A 19,047-nucleotide genomic window follows, 5' to 3' on the forward strand; every position below is an offset into this window, starting at 1 on the left:
GGGATTATAAAAGTGTAGAAACTTCGATTACAAAAAGTAGTATTCCTAGGACAAAACATTACTATGCAGATGCTTACTGCTCATGGCAGAGAGGTAGTAATGAAAATCTTAATAAAATGATAAGAAGGTTTATTCCTAAAGGAAGAAGTTTTAAAGAATATAGCAGAAATGAAATAAAGCGGATACAAAAGTGGATGAATAACTATCCTAGAAAGATATTTGATTTTAAGACTTCAAATGATGTTTATGAAAAGAAATTAGAAGCAGCTTAGAAAGCAATTATATATGTAGGTATAATTTTTCAAAAAACCGTGCATTTAACCTTGCAATTAATAGACTTGTGAAAAAATAAATTTGCAATTTATAGAATTGATGTTATAATTTACAGTGAATAGGTCTATTATTTTTGGAAATGAATAGAGGTAGATAAGATGAGATGGGAAAGATTTATCCTTAAGTATCTATGCCCTGATTTTTATCATACTAATATTTGTGAAATTAATTTAAGATATCTTAAGAAGATAGGAATTAGAGGAATAATCTGTGATTTGGATAATACTTTATTAGCTTGGGATAATCATGAGGTGAGACCAGAATTCAAAGAGTGGATATTAAAAGCTAAAAGACTTGGGATTTCTATCTGTATTTTATCAAATAGCTTACAAGAAAGAGTTAATAGAATAGCAAGAAAATTAGAAGTACCAGCTATTTCTAAAGCTCTAAAACCGAGAAAGAAAGCTTTTAAGTTAGCAATTAATAGATTGGATCTTATTCCTAATAAAGTAGCAGTAGTTGGAGATCAATTATTTACAGATATCTATGGTGGCAATAGATTAAGGTTATTAACTATTTTAGTAGAGCCTATGGGTAAAAAGGAATTCATAAGCACGCAAGTAATCAGGTTAATTGAAAAGAAAGTAAAGAAATATTTAAAAAGTAAGAGTTTAATTTGAAAGGAGCGTGAAATAAAATGAAACAAGCTTCTAAATACAATAAGCTATTATTAATTTTAGTATTAGTATTGTTGTTTTCATTATTTGTAGAGGAAGATCAGGCACAAGCTAATGAAAAATATAATCTTGAGTTAGGAGCTAGAACTTTAAGATATGGTGATGAAGGAGTAGATGTAGCATTCTTGCAGATTCAATTAAAAGTTTTAGGTTTATATCATGGAGAGATTGATGGACTTTTTGGTAGGGCGACATTAAAAGCAGTTAGATTCTTTCAAGCCCGAAACGGTTTGAAACCTGATGGTATTGTAGGAGAAGGTACTTTGCAATATCTTCAAACTGGTAATTATGCTAATTTAAACACCTTTTCGCGAAAGTTAGTTCTAACTTTAGCCCGCGCTATTAATGGCGAAGCCAGGGGTGAGTCATTTAGGGGACAGGTTGCTGTTGGTGCTGTAATTTTAAATAGAGTATTGAGTCATAAATTTCCTAATACCGTTAGAAAAGTAATTTATCAAAAAGGACAATTTACCTCTGTTGCTGATGGACAAGTTAATTTATATCCTACTAAATCTTCAATTATAGCAGCTAAGGCTGCTTTATTAGGATATGACCCAACAGGACATGCTTTATTCTTCTATAATCCGAGAATCGCGACTAAGACAAAATGGATCTCTTCAAGACCGGTGGTAGTTAAGATTGATAACCATATATTTGCTAATTAAAAGGGCCTAATATTGGGCTCTTTTTATTGTGCTAAGAATAAGATTGTCCTTTGTGATAGAATAGATTTTGTAATTTTTTCATTTTGAATCATTAAATAACATATATAAGACTTGCAGGGAAGGCAAATTAATATTACAATATATATAGTGTAATAGAGATATTGTAATAGATAAGGATGGTAATATGTTAAAAACCTTAAGAAATATGCTAACTATCTATGATAAAGGATTAATTGTTTTGATTATACTAATTACTTTAAGTGGTATTGGTTGGTCATTTTTGCATTTTGTTAATTCTGATGCTAAATATGTAGTAATTGAGCATAATAATCAAGTAGTAAGTAAGATTAGATTAGTTGATGGTTTAGAAAAGAAGATACCCTTAGACTTATCTTCAGGCAAGGCGGAGATAGTAATTAAAGAAGGTAAAGTGAGAATTTTAGAGATGCCAAAAGAGGTTTGTCCATTAGGAATATGTTCTGATACAGGATGGATTAGTAGAGCTGGAGAGATGGTTGTTTGTATGCCTAACAAAATAGTGGTTGCTATTAAGAGTAAAGGTGTTTCTCAAGAACCTGATGCTGTGGTTTATTAAATTAATAAGGTGGTGGCGATAGACTTGAAATTTGATGTAATAGTAGTAGGAGCCGGTCCAAGTGGTGCATTTACTGCTTATAATTTAGCAAAGAATGATTATCAAGTATTATTATTAGAAAAGGAGTCTTTACCTAGGTATAAATCATGTGGAGGAGCAGTGTCGTTAAAGGTAAAGGAGATTATAGGAGATATTGATTTAAATAATATAATTGAAGATGAGGTTACTAAAGTAGTCTTTACTCATAACTTCCAGCAACCAATTGATATTGATTTTTATAAGCCTTTTACCTATATGGCAATGCGAGATAAATTCGATAATTTTTTAGTTAAGAAGGCTAAAAAAGCAGGAGCTAAAGTAATAGATAGTAGCCAAGTAGTTGACCTAACAAGGTATGATAATCAGTATCGAGTTAAGACTGAACAAGAAATTTTTACTACAGAATATATTGTAGGTGCCGATGGAGTTAAGAGCCTTATAGCTAAAAAATTAGGTTTGATGAATGATTTAGAGTATGGAGTAGCTTATGAGAAAGAATTAAAGGCTGGTGAAGAAAGGTTAGTAATGCAGCGGGGTATTATTCATTTAGATTATGGTATGATTGCTGATGGTTATGGTTGGGTATTTCCGAAGGGGAATAATTTATCAGTAGGAGTAGGTACTTTTAAAGATGGAATTAGTTTAAAAAAGAAGTTAGATGTATATATAAAAGAAGAGGGTTTAAGTGATAGCCAAGTGATAAGAGCCAAAGGTCATCTCTTACCTATTGGTGGTGACAAACGACAGCTAAATACTGAGCTTGGCTTAGTAGTTGGCGATGCTGCTGGGTTAGTAGATCCATTATCTGGTGAGGGGATATTTTATGCTTTAAAGAGTGGTCTTTTAGCTAGTCAAGTATTAGATTCAGTTCTATCAGGAAGAGGTTCGTTAGATGAATATACTGAATTGGTTAATCAACAGATTTTAACAGAGTTAAAGAAGGCCAAGTTAGTTAGTAAGATATTCTTTCCATTTACAAAGGTTGCTCATAAGCTGTTTAGTAAAAAAGAATGGATTTTGAAGCAGTTAATAAAAATAATTTACGGTGAAGAGAGTTATGATGATTTATATAGTAGTTTTAAAGCAGAGTTGCCATTTTTACGTTTTAAAAGTTAATAAATAAAAAAGTCAGACTTAGGAATCCACCTAAGTCTGACTTACTTAAATAAGTACTTATTTATGCAGATTTCTCTTCTACTTCTTGCATGTTTTCTAAGCATTCAGAACAGATAGTTTTATTTTTAAATTCGATAGTATCTTCTGCACTACCGCAGAAAATGCAAGCCGGTTCATACTTTTTAAAGATAATTTTATCGTTATCTACATAAATTTCTAATGCATCTTTAGTTTCAATTCCTAAAGTTCTACGAAGTTCTACTGGAATTACCATTCTACCTAGATCATCTACTTTTCTAACAATACCTGTTGACTTCATTGTGTTCTTTCCCTCCTTTTACATCTTTCGACAAGATTTCTGTTTTTCTAATATAATTATATATAATATTTTTAAAGCTGTCAAGGAATTTGCCAAATTTTTTCAAGATAATATTGTAATTCTTTTCATTAAAATGTTTTGGATTGATTAAAATATCTAAGTCATCAAGAGTTATGAATCAAATTTCAAATAAAGTTTGACAAACTGACATAAATGTTGTATTATTTATAACGGTTTCAAGGTGTTAGATTGAGAAATTAAGAGTAAACAGATGGAAATTAATAATATTTTAAGCAGAAGTTATTATTTAAATCTTTGAAATGAAAATTAATTTTCTTTCAAAGATTTTTTTATTGAATAATAAAGATAATTAGAGTCAAATTTTATATATTCTAGAGGAGGGGATATTTTAGAATATATGAGGGCATATTTATAATAGTACATATGGTTACTTGATTTGATTAAAAAATGAACTTAATTATTATTAACCTAAAATCAAGGAGGTATTCATTAATGTTTAAAAAGAAAAGTATCTTGTTATTAATTAGTTTTGCGTTAATACTTACTTTAGGAGTAGGTTGTAGTGGACAACCTGAGAATAAGCAGAATTCTACACAGAAAAAAGAGGTTACATTTGGACATGTGAATTGGCCTGGTGTTACTGTTAAGACGGAGGTGGCTAAACAAGTATTAGAAGCTTTAGGTTATAAAGTAAATAAAAAAGCGTTGACCCAAACAGTTTTATTTGAAGGTATGAAGAATGATGAAATAGACGCTTTCTTAGGTAATTGGATGCCGACTATGAAGGTTAACTTTAAGCCTTATAATGAAGAGGGTGTAATAGAAAATGTAACAGTTAACTTAGAAAAAGCTCTCTATCAAACTGCTGTGCCAAAGTATGTTTGGGAAGCAGGGGTAAAATCTATGGCTGATTTGAATAAGTATGCTGATAAATTTGATCACAAAATTATTGGAATTGAACCGGGTAATGATGGTAATCAAATTATTCAAAATGCTATAGAGAATAATAATTATAACTTAAAAGATTGGAAGTTAGTAAGCGGAAGTACAGCGGCGATGTTATCGGCTGTAGGTAGAGCTACTAAAACTAAAGAGTGGATTGCTTTTAATGGCTGGAAGCCTCATTGGATGAATGTTAAGTATGATATTAAGTATTTAGATGACCCTGAAGGCATTTGGGGAGGAAATGATAAAGTTTATACTGCTGCAAGGCCAGAACTTAAGAAAGAAATGCCTAATTTCTATAAATTTTTAGAGCAATTTAAAGTTAATGCTCAAATTCAAAGTAAATGGATTTTAGAGTATCAGAAGAAAGGGCGTCCTGCAGAGGAAGTTGCTCAAGAATGGATTAAGAATAATATAGATTTAGTTAAGAAATGGGTATCAGGTATAAAGACAGTAGATGAAAAAGATGCAGTAGAAGTTATAGAACAAAGATTTAAATAGGACTATTAACGACATTCCATATTTTTTGGAATGTCGTTAAGTTTCTTTTAATTGAATATAGGGAGGTAAAAAGTTGATGTATTTAGTTGATATTTTAACTACTAAGATTCCTTTAGGTAATTGGATAGAAGCTGTAGTTAACTTTATAATTGCCAATTTTAGTGGGCCATTAAATACTTTCTCAGAAATTATTAGTTCGATGATTAGTGGATTTGAGTTTGTTTTAGCTTATGGACACCCACTAGTATTAATCGGTATTCTTACTTTGATAGCTTGGAAGCTTAAAGGTAAAAACTTAGCCGTCTTTGTAGCTTTAGGTTTGCTGTTAGTTTTAAATCTTAGAATGTGGGAACCTTTATTAACTACTATGGCTTCAATTATTACTTCAGTATTAATCTGTCTTGTAATTGGTATTCCTATAGGTGTGCTTAAAGCTCATAATCGTATTGTAGATTTGATTACTAGACCTATGTTGGATTTTATGCAAACGATTCCTCCATTTGTTTATTTGATTCCAGCGCTAATGTTCTTTGGCTTAGGAAATGTTTCAGGAGTTATAGCTACAGTAGTCTTTGCAATTGCGCCCCCAATTCGTTTAACTTATTTAGGAATTAAGCAGGTTTCTGACGAGTTGAAAGAAGCAGGAAGAGCATATGGGTGTAACTTTTGGCAGATGTTATATAAAGTAGAGCTGCCTTTAGCATTACCATCAATCATGTTAGGGATTAATCAATGTATTATGCTTTCATTATCTATGGTAGTAATTGCTGCGATGATCGGTGCAGGAGGTTTAGGGAAGCCTGTACTACGTTCTTTATCGACAGTTGATGTTGGTTTAGGATTTGAAGCTGGATTGGGTGTAGTTATCTTAGCTATGGTATTAGATCGAATTTTTGGAAGAGAGTAAATAATGACTTATTATTTGATATAGATATTGAATAGGAATTAAGTAGGAGGTTGGATTAATGGAAAAGATAGTAGTTAATAATCTTTCAAAGATATTTGGAGACACTCCTAAAAAAGGGATTGAACTGCTTGAAGAAGGTTATTCGAAAGATGAAGTATTAGAAGAAGCTGAACTAACAGTAGGAGTTAATAATGCTAGTTTTAAAGTTAACTCTGAAGAGATATTTGTGATTATGGGGTTATCCGGTAGTGGGAAGTCAACTCTATTAAGATGTTTAAATAGATTAATTGAGCCAACAGCTGGTGAAATAAAGATAGATGGTACAGATTTAATGAGCTTAAATAAAGAAGAATTATTAGAAATTAGAAAAGAGAAGTTTGGAATGGTCTTTCAGAATTTTGGCCTATTTCCACATAGGACTGTGTTAGAAAATGCTGAATTTGGTTTAGAAGTTCAAGGCTCTCCTGAAGAAGAAAGAAGAGAAAAGGCTAAGGAGGCATTAGAATTAGTAGGTTTAGCAGGTTGGGAAGATCAAAAGCCTGCTCAGTTAAGTGGTGGAATGCAGCAGAGAGTGGGTTTAGCGAGAGCTTTAGCTGTTGACCCAGATATTCTATTAATGGACGAGCCATTCAGTGCATTAGATCCATTAATTAAGAAAGATATGCAGGATCAGTTATTAGATTTATATGAGGATTTAAATAAGACTATTTTATTTATTACTCATGATTTAGATGAGGCATTAAAGTTAGGTGATCGGATTGCGATTATGAAAGATGGAGAGATAGTTCAATTAGGGACCCCAGAAGAAATTTTAACGGATGCTGAAAATGATTATGTAAGAGAATTTGTACAAGATGTTAATCGATCACGGATATTAACTGCAGAGGATATTATGACAAAACCTTTGGCTTTACAATACGAACAAGATGGTCCACGAACTGCTATGCATAAGATGAAGAAGAATGAAATTTCTAGTATCTTTGTAGTAGGAAAAGGACGTAAATTTAAAGGAATAATTGAGATTGAAGATGTTATAGAAGTTATTAATCAAGATGAGAAGGAATTATCAGATGTAATTCAAGAGACACCACTAGCAGATCCAAATGAAAGTTTAGATGAATTATTTGCTGATATTGCTGATCTTAATATACCATTACCAGTAGTTAATGATGATGGAAAGTTATTAGGGATTATTGTTAAGAGTACTGTTTTAGCTAATTTAGCTAAAGAAAGCATTTAAGGAAGATGATTTTACCCTCTTGACAAGTGGAGTATTATATAATATACTATATAAGTGCGTTAGGTTAAATGCTTTAAAGGTGGCATAGCCAAGTTGGTAAGGCAGAGGACTGCAAATCCTTTATCCCCCGGTTCGAGTCCGGGTGCCACCTCCAAATTTGAAATTAAATATTTGATATATAGAGTGCTCTATCCTAAAAAATTAGGATGGAGCACTTTTTTTATTAAAAATGCAGGAATTTTGTGTCGACGTGTCTAAATAGTAATCATGATTATAAAATAACTATGATTACTATTTCTTTAAGATAATATTAATTATTCAGTCTAATTAAGAAAGGAGTGGATATATTAATTGTTTATATTTTTCAGAAAATTTATAAGTATTTAAAGAGTTGATAGATTTAGAAAGAATAATAGATAGAGGAGGGAGAAAATTATGAGTGCTACTATGGAGAGTATATTAGAAATGGATGATTTTCAAAAGTTTAAAGAATCAAAGGACAATAAAGAGCTTAAGGTAAATAAAGATGATGATGCAAACTTCAATAATCAAATTAAAGCATTATTTTCAATAGATAAAGAGAAGATACTTATTGATGAAGTTAAGTATGGTAATAAAGAAAAAGTTTTTGAATTATTAGATGAAATATTTACGGAGATGTTAAATAGTAATTTAGATGAAAAGTTAATAAAGACAAGATGTCTAGAGATAGCAATTATGTTATCAAGAGCAGCAGTTGAAGGTGGAGTAAAGCTAGAAACAGCTTTACACATAAATGACCAATTAATTAAAAGAATGGATGAGACTTTAGATTTAGAAGCAAGGTTTAATTTGACTAAAGAATTTATTAAGAAATATATAGATTTAATTCATGAGCACAAGACAACAAAAGATTTAGGGATAGTTCAGCAAGTGAAAACCTATATTTGTGATAATTATTCTAAAAAATTGACTCTAGATGAAATTGCCAGTCATGTTTATTTAAGTTCTTCATATTTAAGTAAGATCTTCAAAGATGTTACGGGAATTACAGTTATAGAATATTTGACACAGATTCGGCTAAGAGAAGCTAAAAGATTACTGAGAAAGACCGAGATGCCATTAAAGAAGATTGCGAAGTTAATTGGGTATTATGATGCTAGTTATTTTAGTAAGGTATTTAAACGAAAAGTAGCAATCACACCAGGTCAGTACAGGTCAAATACGAAAGGATAAAATTGATAATCTTATCTACAATATAATAGCTCTTAATCATATCCCATATTTTGAGAAGGCTCAGAATATGGGTGTTTTATTTTACAGAACAAGCACAAAAATAGAGCACAAGTAATGAAGTAGATTAATAAGAATGATTAATATAAAGATAGGAATATTAAAAATAATAATTAAGAAACTTTTAAATAAAAATTATAATTGTAGACTAATATTTATTAAATATATAGAATATTATTGCAATTTGGTGTATTTAAAAGGTGTTTGTTGATAGATGTCTAAGTTAATTAATGAATTATTAAAAGTTTTTTGTAGGTTATCAATTTTTTCAATAAATTGTGAAAGGCGTGGTGCCAATGGAAGAAAAGACATTAGTATTAGGGGTTATTGGCTCAGATGTGCATGCTGTGGGAAATAGAATATTAGAAGAAGCATTAACTAAAGCGGGCTTCAATGTAGTCAATATTGGTGTGTTAGCTCCACAGGAAGATTTCATTAATGCTGCTATTGAGACTGATGCTGATGCAATCTTAATTTCATCTCTTTATGGACATGGCGAGTTAGATTGCAAAGGTTTTAAAGAAAAGTGTATAGAAGCTGGTTTAGATAATGTTATATTATATCTTGGTGGTAATTTAGTTGTTGGTAAACAAGACTGGAAAAAGACAAAGAATAAATTTTTAAATATGGGATTTGATAGAGTCTATCCACCTGGTACTTTACCAGAAGCACCGATTGCTGATTTGAAAGAGGATTTAGGGTTATAATAATTGACAATTAAAATATTTATTTTAACTGGGGTGAGGCTATGGAATTAGCTTTATTACTTGATATTGGGAGTACATATACTAAAGGGACAGTTGTAGACTTAGATAAAGTAGAAATAAAGGCTACGGCAAAAGCTTTAACGACAGTCAAAGATGATATTAATATTGGTCTTAAAAATCTTTTTAAGCAACTAGAAGGTTTAGGAATTAGCTTAGATTCCATTGAACATCGGTTAGCTTGTAGTAGTGCAGCAGGTGGTTTGGAGATGGTAGCTGTTGGATTAGTACCAGACTTAACTGCTGAAGCTGCTAGAAGAGCGGCTTTAGGAGCAGGAGCAAAAGTAGCTAAGGTCTATTCTTATGAACTAACTGATAGTGAAGTAGAAGAGATTATTAAACAAAATCCTGATGTGGTTCTTTTGGCTGGGGGAACAGATGGTGGAAATCAAGATACTATCTTACATAACGCTAAGATGTTAGCAACTTCAGAGTTAAATGCTCCAATTATAGTAGCTGGTAATAAAGTAGTAGCTGATGATGTGAAAAGTATCATACAGAATAGCAATAAGGAAGCTTATATTACTAAAAATGTCATGCCCAAGCTAGAAGAATTAAATATAGAACCTGCTAGAAAAAGAATAAGAGAACTTTTTTTAGATAAGATTATTTATGCTAAGGGGTTAGCAAGAGTAGAGGAGTATATAGAACGGGTTGTGATGCCAACTCCATCAGCCGTAATGAAAGCAGCAGAGTTGATTGCTGAAGGAACTAATGAAGAAGGCTTAGGAGAATTAATGATTGTTGATATTGGTGGAGCGACAACTGATATTCATTCAGTAGCTGTTGGCCGCCCTACTAAAAGCGGGGTTAATCTTAAAGGATTAGAGGAGCCTTATGTAAAGAGAACAGTCGAAGGAGATTTAGGAATGAGGTATAGTGCATCTTCTTTAATAGAAGCTATTGATAAGCAAGAAATATTAACCTATCTTCCAGATAGAGTAGACGAAGCAGAAGTAGTAAATTATATTAATAAGATTAATGAAGATGTTGATTATATTCCTGATAATGAATTAGAAAGAGAATTAGACGCTGGGCTTGCAAAAGTAGCAACTAAATTAGCAATTGAGAGACACGTAGGAAAGATTGAGGTAGTTTATACTCCTTTCGGAGAAAGTTATGTGCAGTATGGGAAGGATTTAACTGATTTAAATCTAATGATAGGGACTGGTGGTATCCTAGTTCATAGTGAGCAACCGGGAAAGATATTAAAGCAAGGGTTATTTAATGAAGATAATCCTACTAATTTAGCTCCTAAAAAGCCTAAACTAATGTTAGATAAAGAATATATTTTAGCATCCATTGGATTATTAGCTGAAATTTCATTAGATAAAGCTTTTCAATTGGCTAAAAAACACCTTAAAGAGATAGGGGGAGAGATTGATGAAATTAAAGAATAAAAGATGGAATTTAGATAAATTTAAGGAAGTAAGAGAAGAAGTATTAAAGCAGTGGTCTACAGGTGAAGATGTAGACTTAGAAGAAGCAATTGAATATCATAAGGACCTTCCTAAGAAAAAGGTTATGGCGGAGGTATTAGCTATAGCTAAAGAAGAGAAGGCTACATTAATTCAACCTCGCGCCGGGGTGGCTTTGATTGATGAACATATTGAGTTATTAAAATTTTTGCGAAAAGAAGGGCAAGCAGATTTATTGCCTAGTACTATAGATAGTTATACGCGGCAGAATAATTATCAAGAAGCAGAACAAGGAATTAAAGAAAGTAGAAATGAAGGTCGTTCAATGTTAAATGGATTTCCGGCGGTAAATCATGGTGTTGATGGCTGTAGAAAGGTAGTTGAAGCTTTAGATGCCCCGTTACAAGTTAGACATGGAACGCCGGATGCTAGATTATTAGCTGAAATCGCTATTGCTGGTGGCTTTACTGATTATGAAGGTGGTGGAATCTCTTATAATATTCCTTACGCTAAAGATGTCTCAATTAAACAGACTTTATATGATTGGCAGTATGTTGACCGTTTAATAGGTTATTATGAAGAACAGGGAGTGAAAATTAATAGAGAGCCTTTTGGACCATTAACTGGGACTTTAGTTCCACCATCAGTATCTCATAGTATAGCTATTATTGAAGGGTTATTAGCTGCTGAGCAGGGAGTTAAGAGCATTACGTTAGGCTATGGGCAGTGTGGAAATTTAGTTCAAGATGTGGCGGCTATCCATTCTTTGAAAGAATTAGCCGAAGAATATTTAGCAGAATATGATGACATAATGTTAACTACTGTCTTTCATCAATGGATGGGTGGTTTCCCACAAGATGAAGCACAAGCTTTTGGAGTGATTTCGTGGGGAGCGGCAACAGCAGCTTTGGCTAATGCTACAAAAGTTATTGTTAAAACCCCTCACGAAGCATTAGGCGTACCAACCAAAGAAGCCAATGCACAAGGGTTAAGAACGACTAAACAGTTAGTTAATATGTTAAAAGACCAACAATTTGTTGCTAAGGGATTATTAGAAGAAGAGAAGGAAATGATTAGAAAAGAGACCAAGCAAATTCTTAATCGAGTATTAGAATTAGGTGATGGTGATTTAGCTCAGGGCACAGTAAGAGCATTTGAAGCAGGAGTTTTAGATATTCCATTTGCTCCGAGTAAGTATAATGCAGGTAATTTACTTCCGGCTAGAGATAACAATGGAGCAATTCGTTATTTAAATCATGGGAACCTACCATTCTCAGAAGAAGTAATTAAATTTAATAAAGAACGGTTAGAAGAAAGAGGAAGAGACGAAGAAAGAGAACCAAGCTTCCAAATGGTAATTGATGATATCTATGCAATAGGCAAAGGGATGTTGGTGGGAAAGCCTAGGAGTTAACAGTTGACAGTTGACAGTTGACAGTGAAGCCCAGAAAAGAGCTTCCGAATTAGAAGCAGAGTCGATCGGAGGCTTGCGACCAGCTTCGAATTTTAAGCTGGGCGAGATAGTGAAGCCCAGAAAAGAGCTTCCGAATTAGAAGCAGAGTCGATCGGAGGCTTGCGACCAGCTTCGAATTTTAAGCTGGGCGAGACAGTGAAGCCCAGAAAAGAGCTTCCGAATTAGAAGCAGAGTCGATCGGAGGCTTGCGACCAGCCTCGAATTTTAAGCTGGGCGAGACAGTGAAGCCCAGAAAATTATAGGTTAAAGTTGAGGTTGAGACTAAGGTTGAGTCTTAGATTTAGGTTTTTAGGAAGGAGTAGTAGATAGAGATGAAGATAAAAGAGGTACTAACTTCACCAGGATTAACTGGGTTTTATTTTGATGATCAAAAAGCAATTAAAGAAGATGCTGAGCATGATGGCCTTGCTTATGTAGGAGAACCATTAACTGAAGGCTTTAGCTCTGTGCGTCAGGCGGGAGAATCAATCTCTATTATGATTATCCTAGAAGATGGGCAAGTAGCTTATGGTGATTGTGCAGCGGTTCAATATTCAGGGGTGGATGGGCGCGACCCATTATTTTTAGCTGAAGAGTTTATTCCAATAATAGAAAAAAAGATAACTCCTAAATTAGTTGGCAGAGAATTAGATAGTTTTAAAGATTTAGCTGAAGAGTTTGATAACTTTAAGATAGATGGTAAACGTCTACATACTGCTATACGTTACGGGCTTACCCAGGCATTATTAGATGCAGTGGCGAAAGCTAAAAAGAGGACGATGACTGAGATAGTAGCTGAAGAATATAATTTAAAACTCACAACTAGACCTGTTCCTATCTTTACTCAGACTGGTGATGAGAGGTATATGAACGCTGATAAGATGATTATTAAACATGCTGATGTAATGCCTCACGCTTTAATTAATAATGTAAAAGAAAAGTTGGGAGAAGAAGGAGAAAAATTATTAGAATATATTAAATGGTTAAAAGATAGAGTGCAGAAGCTTAAAAATGAAGAAGATTATCAACCTATCTTTCATATTGATGTTTATGGGACTTTAGGTTTAGCTTTTGATAATAATCCAGGAAGAATGGCAGACTATTTAGAAAGACTAGCAGAGGTAGCTAAGCCACATGCCTTGAGAGTAGAGGGGCCTATGGATTCTGGAAGTAGAAAGAAGCAGATTGAGGATATGAAGGTGCTAAAGGCGAAAGTTAAAGAAAGAGGTATAGCCGTAGAACTGGTAGCAGATGAGTGGTGTAATACATTAGAAGATATTAAATTGTTTGTAGATGAAGAAGCAGCAGATGTTATTCAAATTAAGACTCCTGACTTAGGCGGAATTAATAATACAATAGAAGCAGTATTATACTGTAAAAAGAATGGAATTGGGGCTTATCAAGGTGGTACTTGTAATGAAACAGAACGTTCTGCGCAGGTTTGTGTTAATTTAGCATTAGCAACGAGACCAGACCAAATGTTAGCTAAGCCAGGTATGGGAGTTGATGAAGGCTTGATGATAGTTAAAAATGAGATGGAACGGGTCTTGAGTTTGCTTCGTGCGAGACGTGGCTAAGGTTTAGGATGAGGCTTGGTTTGAGGTTGAGGTCTAGGTTTTTTTAATGGTTTTAATTGTCAATTGTCAATTGAACTTTCAACGGAGGTGACATAAATGAAAGAATTGAGAGTCTTATCCCCGACAGCAATTTTGGGTTATGGATTTCCTAAAGAATCGTTTGCACGTGGTTTAGATAAGGACCCAGATTTGATAGCGGTAGATGCTGGTTCTACTGACCCGGGACCTTATTATTTAGGGGCGGGGGTTTCTTTTACTGATAGAGCAGCGGTTAAGAGAGATTTAAAATTAATGATAAATGCTGGTCAGGACAGAGAAATTCCGGTTATTTTAGGAACTGCTGGTGGTGCTGGTGGGGCCCCGCATTTAGAGTGGTGTGTTGAAATAGTGAAGGAGATAGCGAACGAAGATAATTTGAATTTTAAATTAGCTACTATTCAAGCTGAACAGGATAAAGAGTTTATTTTAAATAAATTTAATCAAGGCGATATATCACATTTGCCTTCAGTCGGAGAGATTAATGAAGAGGAATTAAAAGCAAGCACTAGGATTGTAGCGCAGATGGGGGTAGAGCCGATCATTAAAGCATTAGACATGGGAGCAGAAGTAATTGTGGCTGGTCGAGCTTATGACCCGACAGTCTTTGCTAGTCTCTGTATTAAAGAAGGTTACCCAGCAGGATTAGCTCTACATATGGGTAAGATTATGGAATGTGCTTCTATTGCCGCTAATCCTGGTAGTGGTAGTGATTGTATGTTTGGAACTTTGCGAGATGACCACTTTCTTCTAGAACCATTGAATCCTGAGCGGAAATGCACAACGACTTCAGTAGCTGCTCATACCCTTTATGAGAAGGCGAATCCACTCCAGCTACATGGTCCTGGTGGTATAATTGATTTAACAGGAACAGAGTTTGAGCAGTATGATGAGAGAGTGGTTAAAGTGAGTGGTAGTAAATTTATTGAAAGTGATGAATATACAATTAAGCTAGAGGGAGCGAAGAAAGTAGGGTATCGTACTATATCTATTGCTGGGACTAGAGACCCAATTATGATTAAAGAATTAGATCATGTAATAGAAGTAGTTAAAGAGACAGTACGAGATAATTTTGATGAGTTAGATGAAGCTGATTATGAATTGCTCTTTAGGATATATGGTCGTGATGGAGTAATGGGAGATTTAGAGCCTGAACTAGAAGTCTTATCTAACGAAGTAGGGATTACTATTGAAGTTGTAGCTAAGACTCAAGAATTAGCTAATACGATCTGTAGTTTTGCTCGTTCTACTATGCTGCACTACGGCTATCCAGGGCGAGTAGCTACCGCTGGAAATTTAGCATTTCCTTATTCTCCGTCTGATTTAAAAGCTGGTGAGGTGTATGAATTCAACCTTTATCATTTGCTTACAGTGGATGATCCTTGTGAGGTATTTTCGGTAGAGATAACAGATTACAGATAACATGACACAGACACTGACTACTGATAATATATTAGAGAAAGAAGGTGATTCCGATGGCAGAAACTAAAAACATTCGAGAATTAGTAGATGTAATTAGAAGTAAGAACGCAGGTCCTTATGAGATTACCTTTGATTTCATTTTTAAAAGTTTTGATATTTATGAAAAAGTAAAGGCTTCTAAGGTGATTAATGAAAGATTAATAGCTGAGTTATATGATATAGCTATAGAAGATGTAATTTCAGTAATTAATTATGATCAAGCAAAAGCTATTAAAGCTACTATTGTTCGGCCACGTTCCTCGGGGGCAGTTGGTGAGACAGATGTATATGGAGCACAACAACATGCTCCACTTTTGAGTATAGAGGTGCCATGGGAGAGGTCAAAGTATGAAGAAGATTAAGCTGATTTCAACTGGTGGAACTATTGCTATGGCTAAGAATGACGATGGAAAATTAGTACCGGAGTTTTCTGGTGAGGAGTTGCTTAAAGGTGTTCCGAAACTAGATGATCTATGCAGGATAGAGGTTCATGAGTTTTCTAAAGTTGATAGTTCACAAATGACTCCTCAGATGATGTTTGAGTTAGCTCAATTAGTTAAAGAAGAGGTTAATAAGTCAGAAATTGATGGAGTGGTAGTGACTCATGGAACTGATACCTTACAAGAGACAGCATATATGTTAGATTTGATATTAGATACTTCTAAACCTGTAATCTTTACTGGAGCTATGCGTGGAGTTACTGAGCTAGGAAGTGACGGCAGAGCTAATATTTATCAGGCTTTTATAGTTGCTTTAGAGGAAAAGAGTCAAAATCAAGGTGTATTAGTCGTTCTTAATAATGAAATTCATACCGCAAAGCTATTAACTAAGAGTCATACTACTAACTTAGCCTCCTTTAAATCGATAAATGGTGGTAGAGTAGGGGAAGTATCCAAAGAAGAAGTCAATTATTTTTATAATACTATACCCTCTCAGACAATTGATTCGAAATCTATTAATGATAATGTAGCCTATATTAAGATGGTAGCAGGAATCGACCCTGAGATAGTAGATATGATGGTTAATAGTAATAAGTTTGATGGTTTAGTTGTTGAGGCTTTTGGCTCGGGAACTATTCCTAGTAATATTGCATCTTGCCTTGAGAAAGCGATTAGAAGTGGTATAGTGGTAATTTTAACTTCAAGGTGTTTGGAGGGGCGATTACATAATACTTATGCTGCTTCTAATGAAGAAAAGGATTTAGAAAAGCTAGGATTGGTCTTCAGTAATGGGTTAGGTGGTCCTAAGGTGAGAATTAAATTGATGTTATTATTAGGAGGTAATTATGATAAAGAAGAGATCTCTCATGCCTTTTAGAATGAGATAATCTTTATATTTTTAGTTTAAAATGAAGGGAAAAGTTAATAATTATTGAAATAATACAAAGAATAGAAGGGAGAAATCATATTGTTTAATAGTTTTGCCCAGTCAGTATATTTTGCCCCACGGGGTAAAGGGAGAATTATGCATTTAGGAAATGATTTAGCCCAAGCCTATCTAAGTCCTGATGACCAATTAGTAGGATTGGTTGGCGATGCAGGGGCAGGAAAATCATTATTAATTAGAGGTATGTTCCCAGGGGTGACCTTAACTAATGATGATAATGGAATTAATATTAGACCATTACCGGTCTTAGAAGATGCAGAGCACAATGAATTTAACACTCATACATATCATGTTGATGCTAGATTTGAAACTGCTTTTACACAACCGTGGAGGTTAGCAGAGGCAATCGAAGAGGCATTGGTACATGGTCGACGGGTAGTAATCGAACATTTTGACCTATTAGCTGACCATTTAGAGATAGATGCTGACCTTTTGGTTGGGATTGGGGAAGAAGTATTAATTACACGGCCAGGTGTCTTTGGGCCTTCGCCACAAGAGGTAGCAGATATAGTCTTTAAGTCAATTAGATATAGGAGGATGGCACATACAGCTGAAGATTTAATTACTAAAATTTTGTGGGAAGAAGGTTTAGAAAAGCCTACTTATCATAGTGATGTCAAGAGTGGCTTTGTATTACAATTTGAGGATAAACCAGGTTTTGATTTTAGTGAACTTGAAGCCAAGGTTAAAGATATAATTGCTCAAGATATAAGAATAAATTTTCATGATGATAAACATATTAGAGTAGGAGAAAATATCTATTCATGCCAAGGACCAAGGATTCATGTGAAAAGAACAGGCGATATTGAGAACTTTAAATTAGTTAAGGATTTAAAATATGATCCAAATACTAACAGATACCTATTAGCAGGGTTGGTAGGTACTGAAAGAAGCCAATTTGAATTAAGCCACAACTAAATACGTGGGGGGATAAAATATGTCAAGAGTCGATGGAAGAGAAGTTGATGAATTAAGAAAAATTGAAATTACTAGAAACTTTACTAAATATGCAGAGGGTTCTGTGTTAATTGCTACTGGAGATACTAAGGTGATTTGTAATGCTTCAGTTCAAGATAGTGTGCCTCGGTTTTTAAGAGGACAAGATACAGGTTGGGTGACTGGAGAATATTCTATGTTACCACGAGCTACTGAGGATAGAAATATTCGTGAAGCTGCTAGAGGGAAACTGAGTGGGCGAACTACTGAAATCCAGCGTTTAATCGGCCGTGCTTTAAGATCGGTAGTTAATTTAGATAAGTTAGGAGAAAGAACTATTTGGTTAGATTGTGATGTGATTCAAGCTGATGGGGGAACAAGAACGGCTTCGATTACTGGTGCTTTTGTAGCTTTAATTGATGCATTAGCTTATTTAATAGAAGAAGAAGTTATTGAGGAGATGCCGGTAGATTCATTTGTAGCTGCTACTAGTGTGGGGATTGTAGATGGGGAGCCAGTATTAGACCTCTGTTATCAGGAAGATTCGAATGCACAAGTAGATTTAAATTTAGTAATGACCGAAGAAGGTAGAATCATTGAAATTCAAGGTACTGGAGAAGAGAGCCCATTTACTAGAGATGAGATGGATAGATTTCTGGAATTGGGTGAAAAAGGAGTTAAAGATTTAATTCAGTACCAAAAAGATGCTTTAGGTGATAAAGTAGAATTGTTAGAAATTGAGGCAGAGGATGATGAGTAAGTTATATTTAGCAACAGGAAACGCGGGTAAAATTAAAGAGATGAAAGAACTTTTAGCTGGTTTAGATGTTGAGATAGTTACTGCTGATGCATATGATAGTGTACCAGAAGTGATAGAAGATGGCGATACGTTAGAGGAAAATGCTATTAAAAAAGCCCGTGAATTAGCTGATTATACTGGTTTAATGACAGTAGCTGATGATACAGGTCTACTAGTAGATGCTTTAAATGGGAATCCTGGAATCTATTCTGCTCGCTATGCTGGCAAGGATGCTACATATAAAGATAATAATCGAAAGTTATTACAGAAATTAAAAGATGTTTCATTAAATGAGAGAACTGCACGTTTTAAAACTGTAGCTGCTCTAGTCAATCCTGATGGCAAGGTCAAAACTGTTGAAGGAATTTGTGAAGGTCTAATTGGTAAAGAGTTGAAAGGGGAAGAAGGTTTTGGCTATGATCCTTTGTTTATCCCAGAAGGCTATGAAGAGACATTTGCTCAGTTAAGTCCTGAAATTAAGAATGAAATTAGTCATCGCGCTAAAGCTTTAGAAAAATTAAAGGTTTTATTAGTTGACTGGATTTAAACTTTGTTAAAGAATTTTTAAGCTGATAGGTGAGTTATTA

At 34.0% G+C, this 19,047-nt stretch carries 21 protein-coding genes and 1 tRNA gene; 21 read left to right on the forward strand and 1 reads right to left on the reverse strand.

The window, feature by feature from the left end; all coding sequences use genetic code 11:
• The 5 genes from BM077_RS11335 to BM077_RS11355 all read left to right on the forward strand — a co-directional run.
• Positions 1–272: IS30 family transposase (locus tag BM077_RS11335; RefSeq protein WP_143079002.1), on the forward strand; the 272-nt coding region annotated here is incomplete at its 5' end.
• 159 nt (positions 273–431) lie between these two features.
• Entirely contained in the window at positions 432–953 is a 522-nt protein-coding gene (locus tag BM077_RS11340) for a YqeG family HAD IIIA-type phosphatase (RefSeq protein WP_089750443.1), read from the forward strand.
• Between the two features lie 17 nt (positions 954–970).
• Positions 971–1,675, forward strand: a complete 705-nt coding sequence (locus BM077_RS11345) for a cell wall hydrolase (RefSeq protein ID WP_089750445.1) — start codon at positions 971–973, stop codon at positions 1,673–1,675.
• 184 nt (positions 1,676–1,859) lie between these two features.
• A complete protein-coding gene (locus BM077_RS11350) occupies positions 1,860–2,270 on the forward strand; it encodes a NusG domain II-containing protein (protein WP_089750447.1) in 411 nt (136 codons plus the stop codon).
• Between the two features lie 24 nt (positions 2,271–2,294).
• Entirely contained in the window at positions 2,295–3,425 is a 1,131-nt protein-coding gene (locus BM077_RS11355; RefSeq protein ID WP_089750449.1) for a geranylgeranyl reductase family protein, read from the forward strand.
• 61 nt (positions 3,426–3,486) lie between these two features.
• Here the strand turns inward: BM077_RS11355 and BM077_RS11360 are convergent, their stop codons facing one another.
• Positions 3,487–3,744 (reverse strand): AbrB/MazE/SpoVT family DNA-binding domain-containing protein, encoded by a 258-nt coding sequence (locus tag BM077_RS11360; RefSeq protein WP_089750451.1) that lies wholly within the window; start codon positions 3,742–3,744, stop codon positions 3,487–3,489.
• Between the two features lie 513 nt (positions 3,745–4,257).
• Here BM077_RS11360 and BM077_RS11365 point away from each other — a divergent pair.
• The 16 genes from BM077_RS11365 (at position 4,258) to BM077_RS11435 (ending at position 19,007) form a co-directional block, all read left to right on the forward strand.
• Complete coding sequence (locus tag BM077_RS11365) at positions 4,258–5,211, forward strand: ABC transporter substrate-binding protein (protein WP_089750452.1); 954 nt, start codon at positions 4,258–4,260, stop codon at positions 5,209–5,211.
• Between the two features lie 76 nt (positions 5,212–5,287).
• On the forward strand, positions 5,288–6,118 hold the full coding sequence (locus tag BM077_RS11370) for an ABC transporter permease (RefSeq protein ID WP_089750454.1): 831 nt from the start codon (positions 5,288–5,290) through the stop codon (positions 6,116–6,118).
• A 58-nt stretch (positions 6,119–6,176) separates the two neighbouring features.
• Positions 6,177–7,358, forward strand: coding sequence for a quaternary amine ABC transporter ATP-binding protein (locus BM077_RS11375; RefSeq protein WP_089750456.1), 1,182 nt, complete (start codon positions 6,177–6,179; stop codon positions 7,356–7,358).
• Between the two features lie 78 nt (positions 7,359–7,436).
• A tRNA-Cys gene (locus BM077_RS11380) sits at positions 7,437–7,512 on the forward strand.
• A gap of 281 nt (positions 7,513–7,793) precedes the next feature.
• Entirely contained in the window at positions 7,794–8,573 is a 780-nt protein-coding gene (locus BM077_RS11385; protein ID WP_089750458.1) for a helix-turn-helix transcriptional regulator, read from the forward strand.
• Between the two features lie 353 nt (positions 8,574–8,926).
• Positions 8,927–9,337, forward strand: coding sequence for a methylaspartate mutase subunit S (glmS, locus tag BM077_RS11390; protein WP_089750461.1), 411 nt, complete (start codon positions 8,927–8,929; stop codon positions 9,335–9,337).
• 41 nt (positions 9,338–9,378) lie between these two features.
• Complete coding sequence (glmL, locus tag BM077_RS11395) at positions 9,379–10,794, forward strand: methylaspartate mutase accessory protein GlmL (protein ID WP_089750463.1); 1,416 nt, start codon at positions 9,379–9,381, stop codon at positions 10,792–10,794.
• The gene (locus BM077_RS11400; protein WP_089750465.1) at positions 10,778–12,226 is read left to right on the forward strand and encodes a methylaspartate mutase subunit E; all 1,449 of its coding nucleotides are present in this window, start codon (positions 10,778–10,780) and stop codon (positions 12,224–12,226) included. Before glmL ends, BM077_RS11400 begins: the two co-directional genes overlap by 17 nt.
• 10 nt (positions 12,227–12,236) lie before the next feature.
• Positions 12,237–12,365, forward strand: a complete 129-nt coding sequence (locus tag BM077_RS14075) for a hypothetical protein (protein ID WP_255364349.1) — start codon at positions 12,237–12,239, stop codon at positions 12,363–12,365.
• A 232-nt stretch (positions 12,366–12,597) separates the two neighbouring features.
• Entirely contained in the window at positions 12,598–13,842 is a 1,245-nt protein-coding gene (locus tag BM077_RS11405; RefSeq protein WP_089750467.1) for a methylaspartate ammonia-lyase, read from the forward strand.
• Between the two features lie 96 nt (positions 13,843–13,938).
• On the forward strand, positions 13,939–15,300 hold the full coding sequence (locus BM077_RS11410) for an acyclic terpene utilization AtuA family protein (RefSeq protein ID WP_089750469.1): 1,362 nt from the start codon (positions 13,939–13,941) through the stop codon (positions 15,298–15,300).
• A gap of 53 nt (positions 15,301–15,353) precedes the next feature.
• Entirely contained in the window at positions 15,354–15,701 is a 348-nt protein-coding gene (locus tag BM077_RS11415) for a DUF4387 domain-containing protein (protein WP_089750471.1), read from the forward strand.
• On the forward strand, positions 15,688–16,656 hold the full coding sequence (locus BM077_RS11420; protein ID WP_089750473.1) for an asparaginase: 969 nt from the start codon (positions 15,688–15,690) through the stop codon (positions 16,654–16,656). Before BM077_RS11415 ends, BM077_RS11420 begins: the two co-directional genes overlap by 14 nt.
• Before the next feature lie 90 nt (positions 16,657–16,746).
• On the forward strand, positions 16,747–17,643 hold the full coding sequence (locus tag BM077_RS11425; RefSeq protein WP_089750475.1) for an alanyl-tRNA editing protein: 897 nt from the start codon (positions 16,747–16,749) through the stop codon (positions 17,641–17,643).
• Positions 17,644–17,662: 19 nt separating this feature from the next.
• The gene (gene rph, locus BM077_RS11430; protein WP_089750477.1) at positions 17,663–18,421 is read left to right on the forward strand and encodes a ribonuclease PH; all 759 of its coding nucleotides are present in this window, start codon (positions 17,663–17,665) and stop codon (positions 18,419–18,421) included.
• On the forward strand, positions 18,414–19,007 hold the full coding sequence (locus BM077_RS11435; protein WP_089750523.1) for an XTP/dITP diphosphatase: 594 nt from the start codon (positions 18,414–18,416) through the stop codon (positions 19,005–19,007). The genes rph and BM077_RS11435 overlap by 8 nt, the downstream gene beginning before the upstream one ends.
• Positions 19,008–19,047: the final 40 nt, after the last annotated feature.

Origin of the sequence: Candidatus Frackibacter sp. WG13, assembly GCF_900114655.1 — a bacterium.
In the GTDB taxonomy this organism is placed as follows: domain Bacteria; phylum Bacillota; class Halanaerobiia; order Halobacteroidales; family Acetohalobiaceae; genus Frackibacter.

Bases quoted from the DNA above. Each gene is read 5' to 3' on its own strand.
- BM077_RS11340 (WP_089750443.1), top strand. From the start codon at position 432: ATGAGATGGGAAAGATTTATCCTTAAGTATCTATGCCCTGATTTTTAT.
- BM077_RS11345 (WP_089750445.1), top strand. From the start codon at position 971: ATGAAACAAGCTTCTAAATACAATAAGCTATTATTAATTTTAGTATTA.
- BM077_RS11350 (WP_089750447.1), top strand. From the start codon at position 1,860: ATGTTAAAAACCTTAAGAAATATGCTAACTATCTATGATAAAGGATTA.
- BM077_RS11360 (WP_089750451.1), bottom strand. From the start codon at position 3,744: ATGAAGTCAACAGGTATTGTTAGAAAAGTAGATGATCTAGGTAGAATG.
- BM077_RS11365 (WP_089750452.1), top strand. From the start codon at position 4,258: ATGTTTAAAAAGAAAAGTATCTTGTTATTAATTAGTTTTGCGTTAATA.
- BM077_RS11370 (WP_089750454.1), top strand. From the start codon at position 5,288: ATGTATTTAGTTGATATTTTAACTACTAAGATTCCTTTAGGTAATTGG.
- BM077_RS11375 (WP_089750456.1), top strand. From the start codon at position 6,177: ATGGAAAAGATAGTAGTTAATAATCTTTCAAAGATATTTGGAGACACT.
- BM077_RS11385 (WP_089750458.1), top strand. From the start codon at position 7,794: ATGAGTGCTACTATGGAGAGTATATTAGAAATGGATGATTTTCAAAAG.
- glmS (WP_089750461.1), top strand. From the start codon at position 8,927: ATGGAAGAAAAGACATTAGTATTAGGGGTTATTGGCTCAGATGTGCAT.
- glmL (WP_089750463.1), top strand. From the start codon at position 9,379: ATGGAATTAGCTTTATTACTTGATATTGGGAGTACATATACTAAAGGG.
- BM077_RS11400 (WP_089750465.1), top strand. From the start codon at position 10,778: ATGAAATTAAAGAATAAAAGATGGAATTTAGATAAATTTAAGGAAGTA.
- BM077_RS11405 (WP_089750467.1), top strand. From the start codon at position 12,598: ATGAAGATAAAAGAGGTACTAACTTCACCAGGATTAACTGGGTTTTAT.
- BM077_RS11410 (WP_089750469.1), top strand. From the start codon at position 13,939: ATGAAAGAATTGAGAGTCTTATCCCCGACAGCAATTTTGGGTTATGGA.
- BM077_RS11415 (WP_089750471.1), top strand. From the start codon at position 15,354: ATGGCAGAAACTAAAAACATTCGAGAATTAGTAGATGTAATTAGAAGT.
- BM077_RS11420 (WP_089750473.1), top strand. From the start codon at position 15,688: ATGAAGAAGATTAAGCTGATTTCAACTGGTGGAACTATTGCTATGGCT.
- rph (WP_089750477.1), top strand. From the start codon at position 17,663: ATGTCAAGAGTCGATGGAAGAGAAGTTGATGAATTAAGAAAAATTGAA.
- BM077_RS11435 (WP_089750523.1), top strand. From the start codon at position 18,414: ATGAGTAAGTTATATTTAGCAACAGGAAACGCGGGTAAAATTAAAGAG.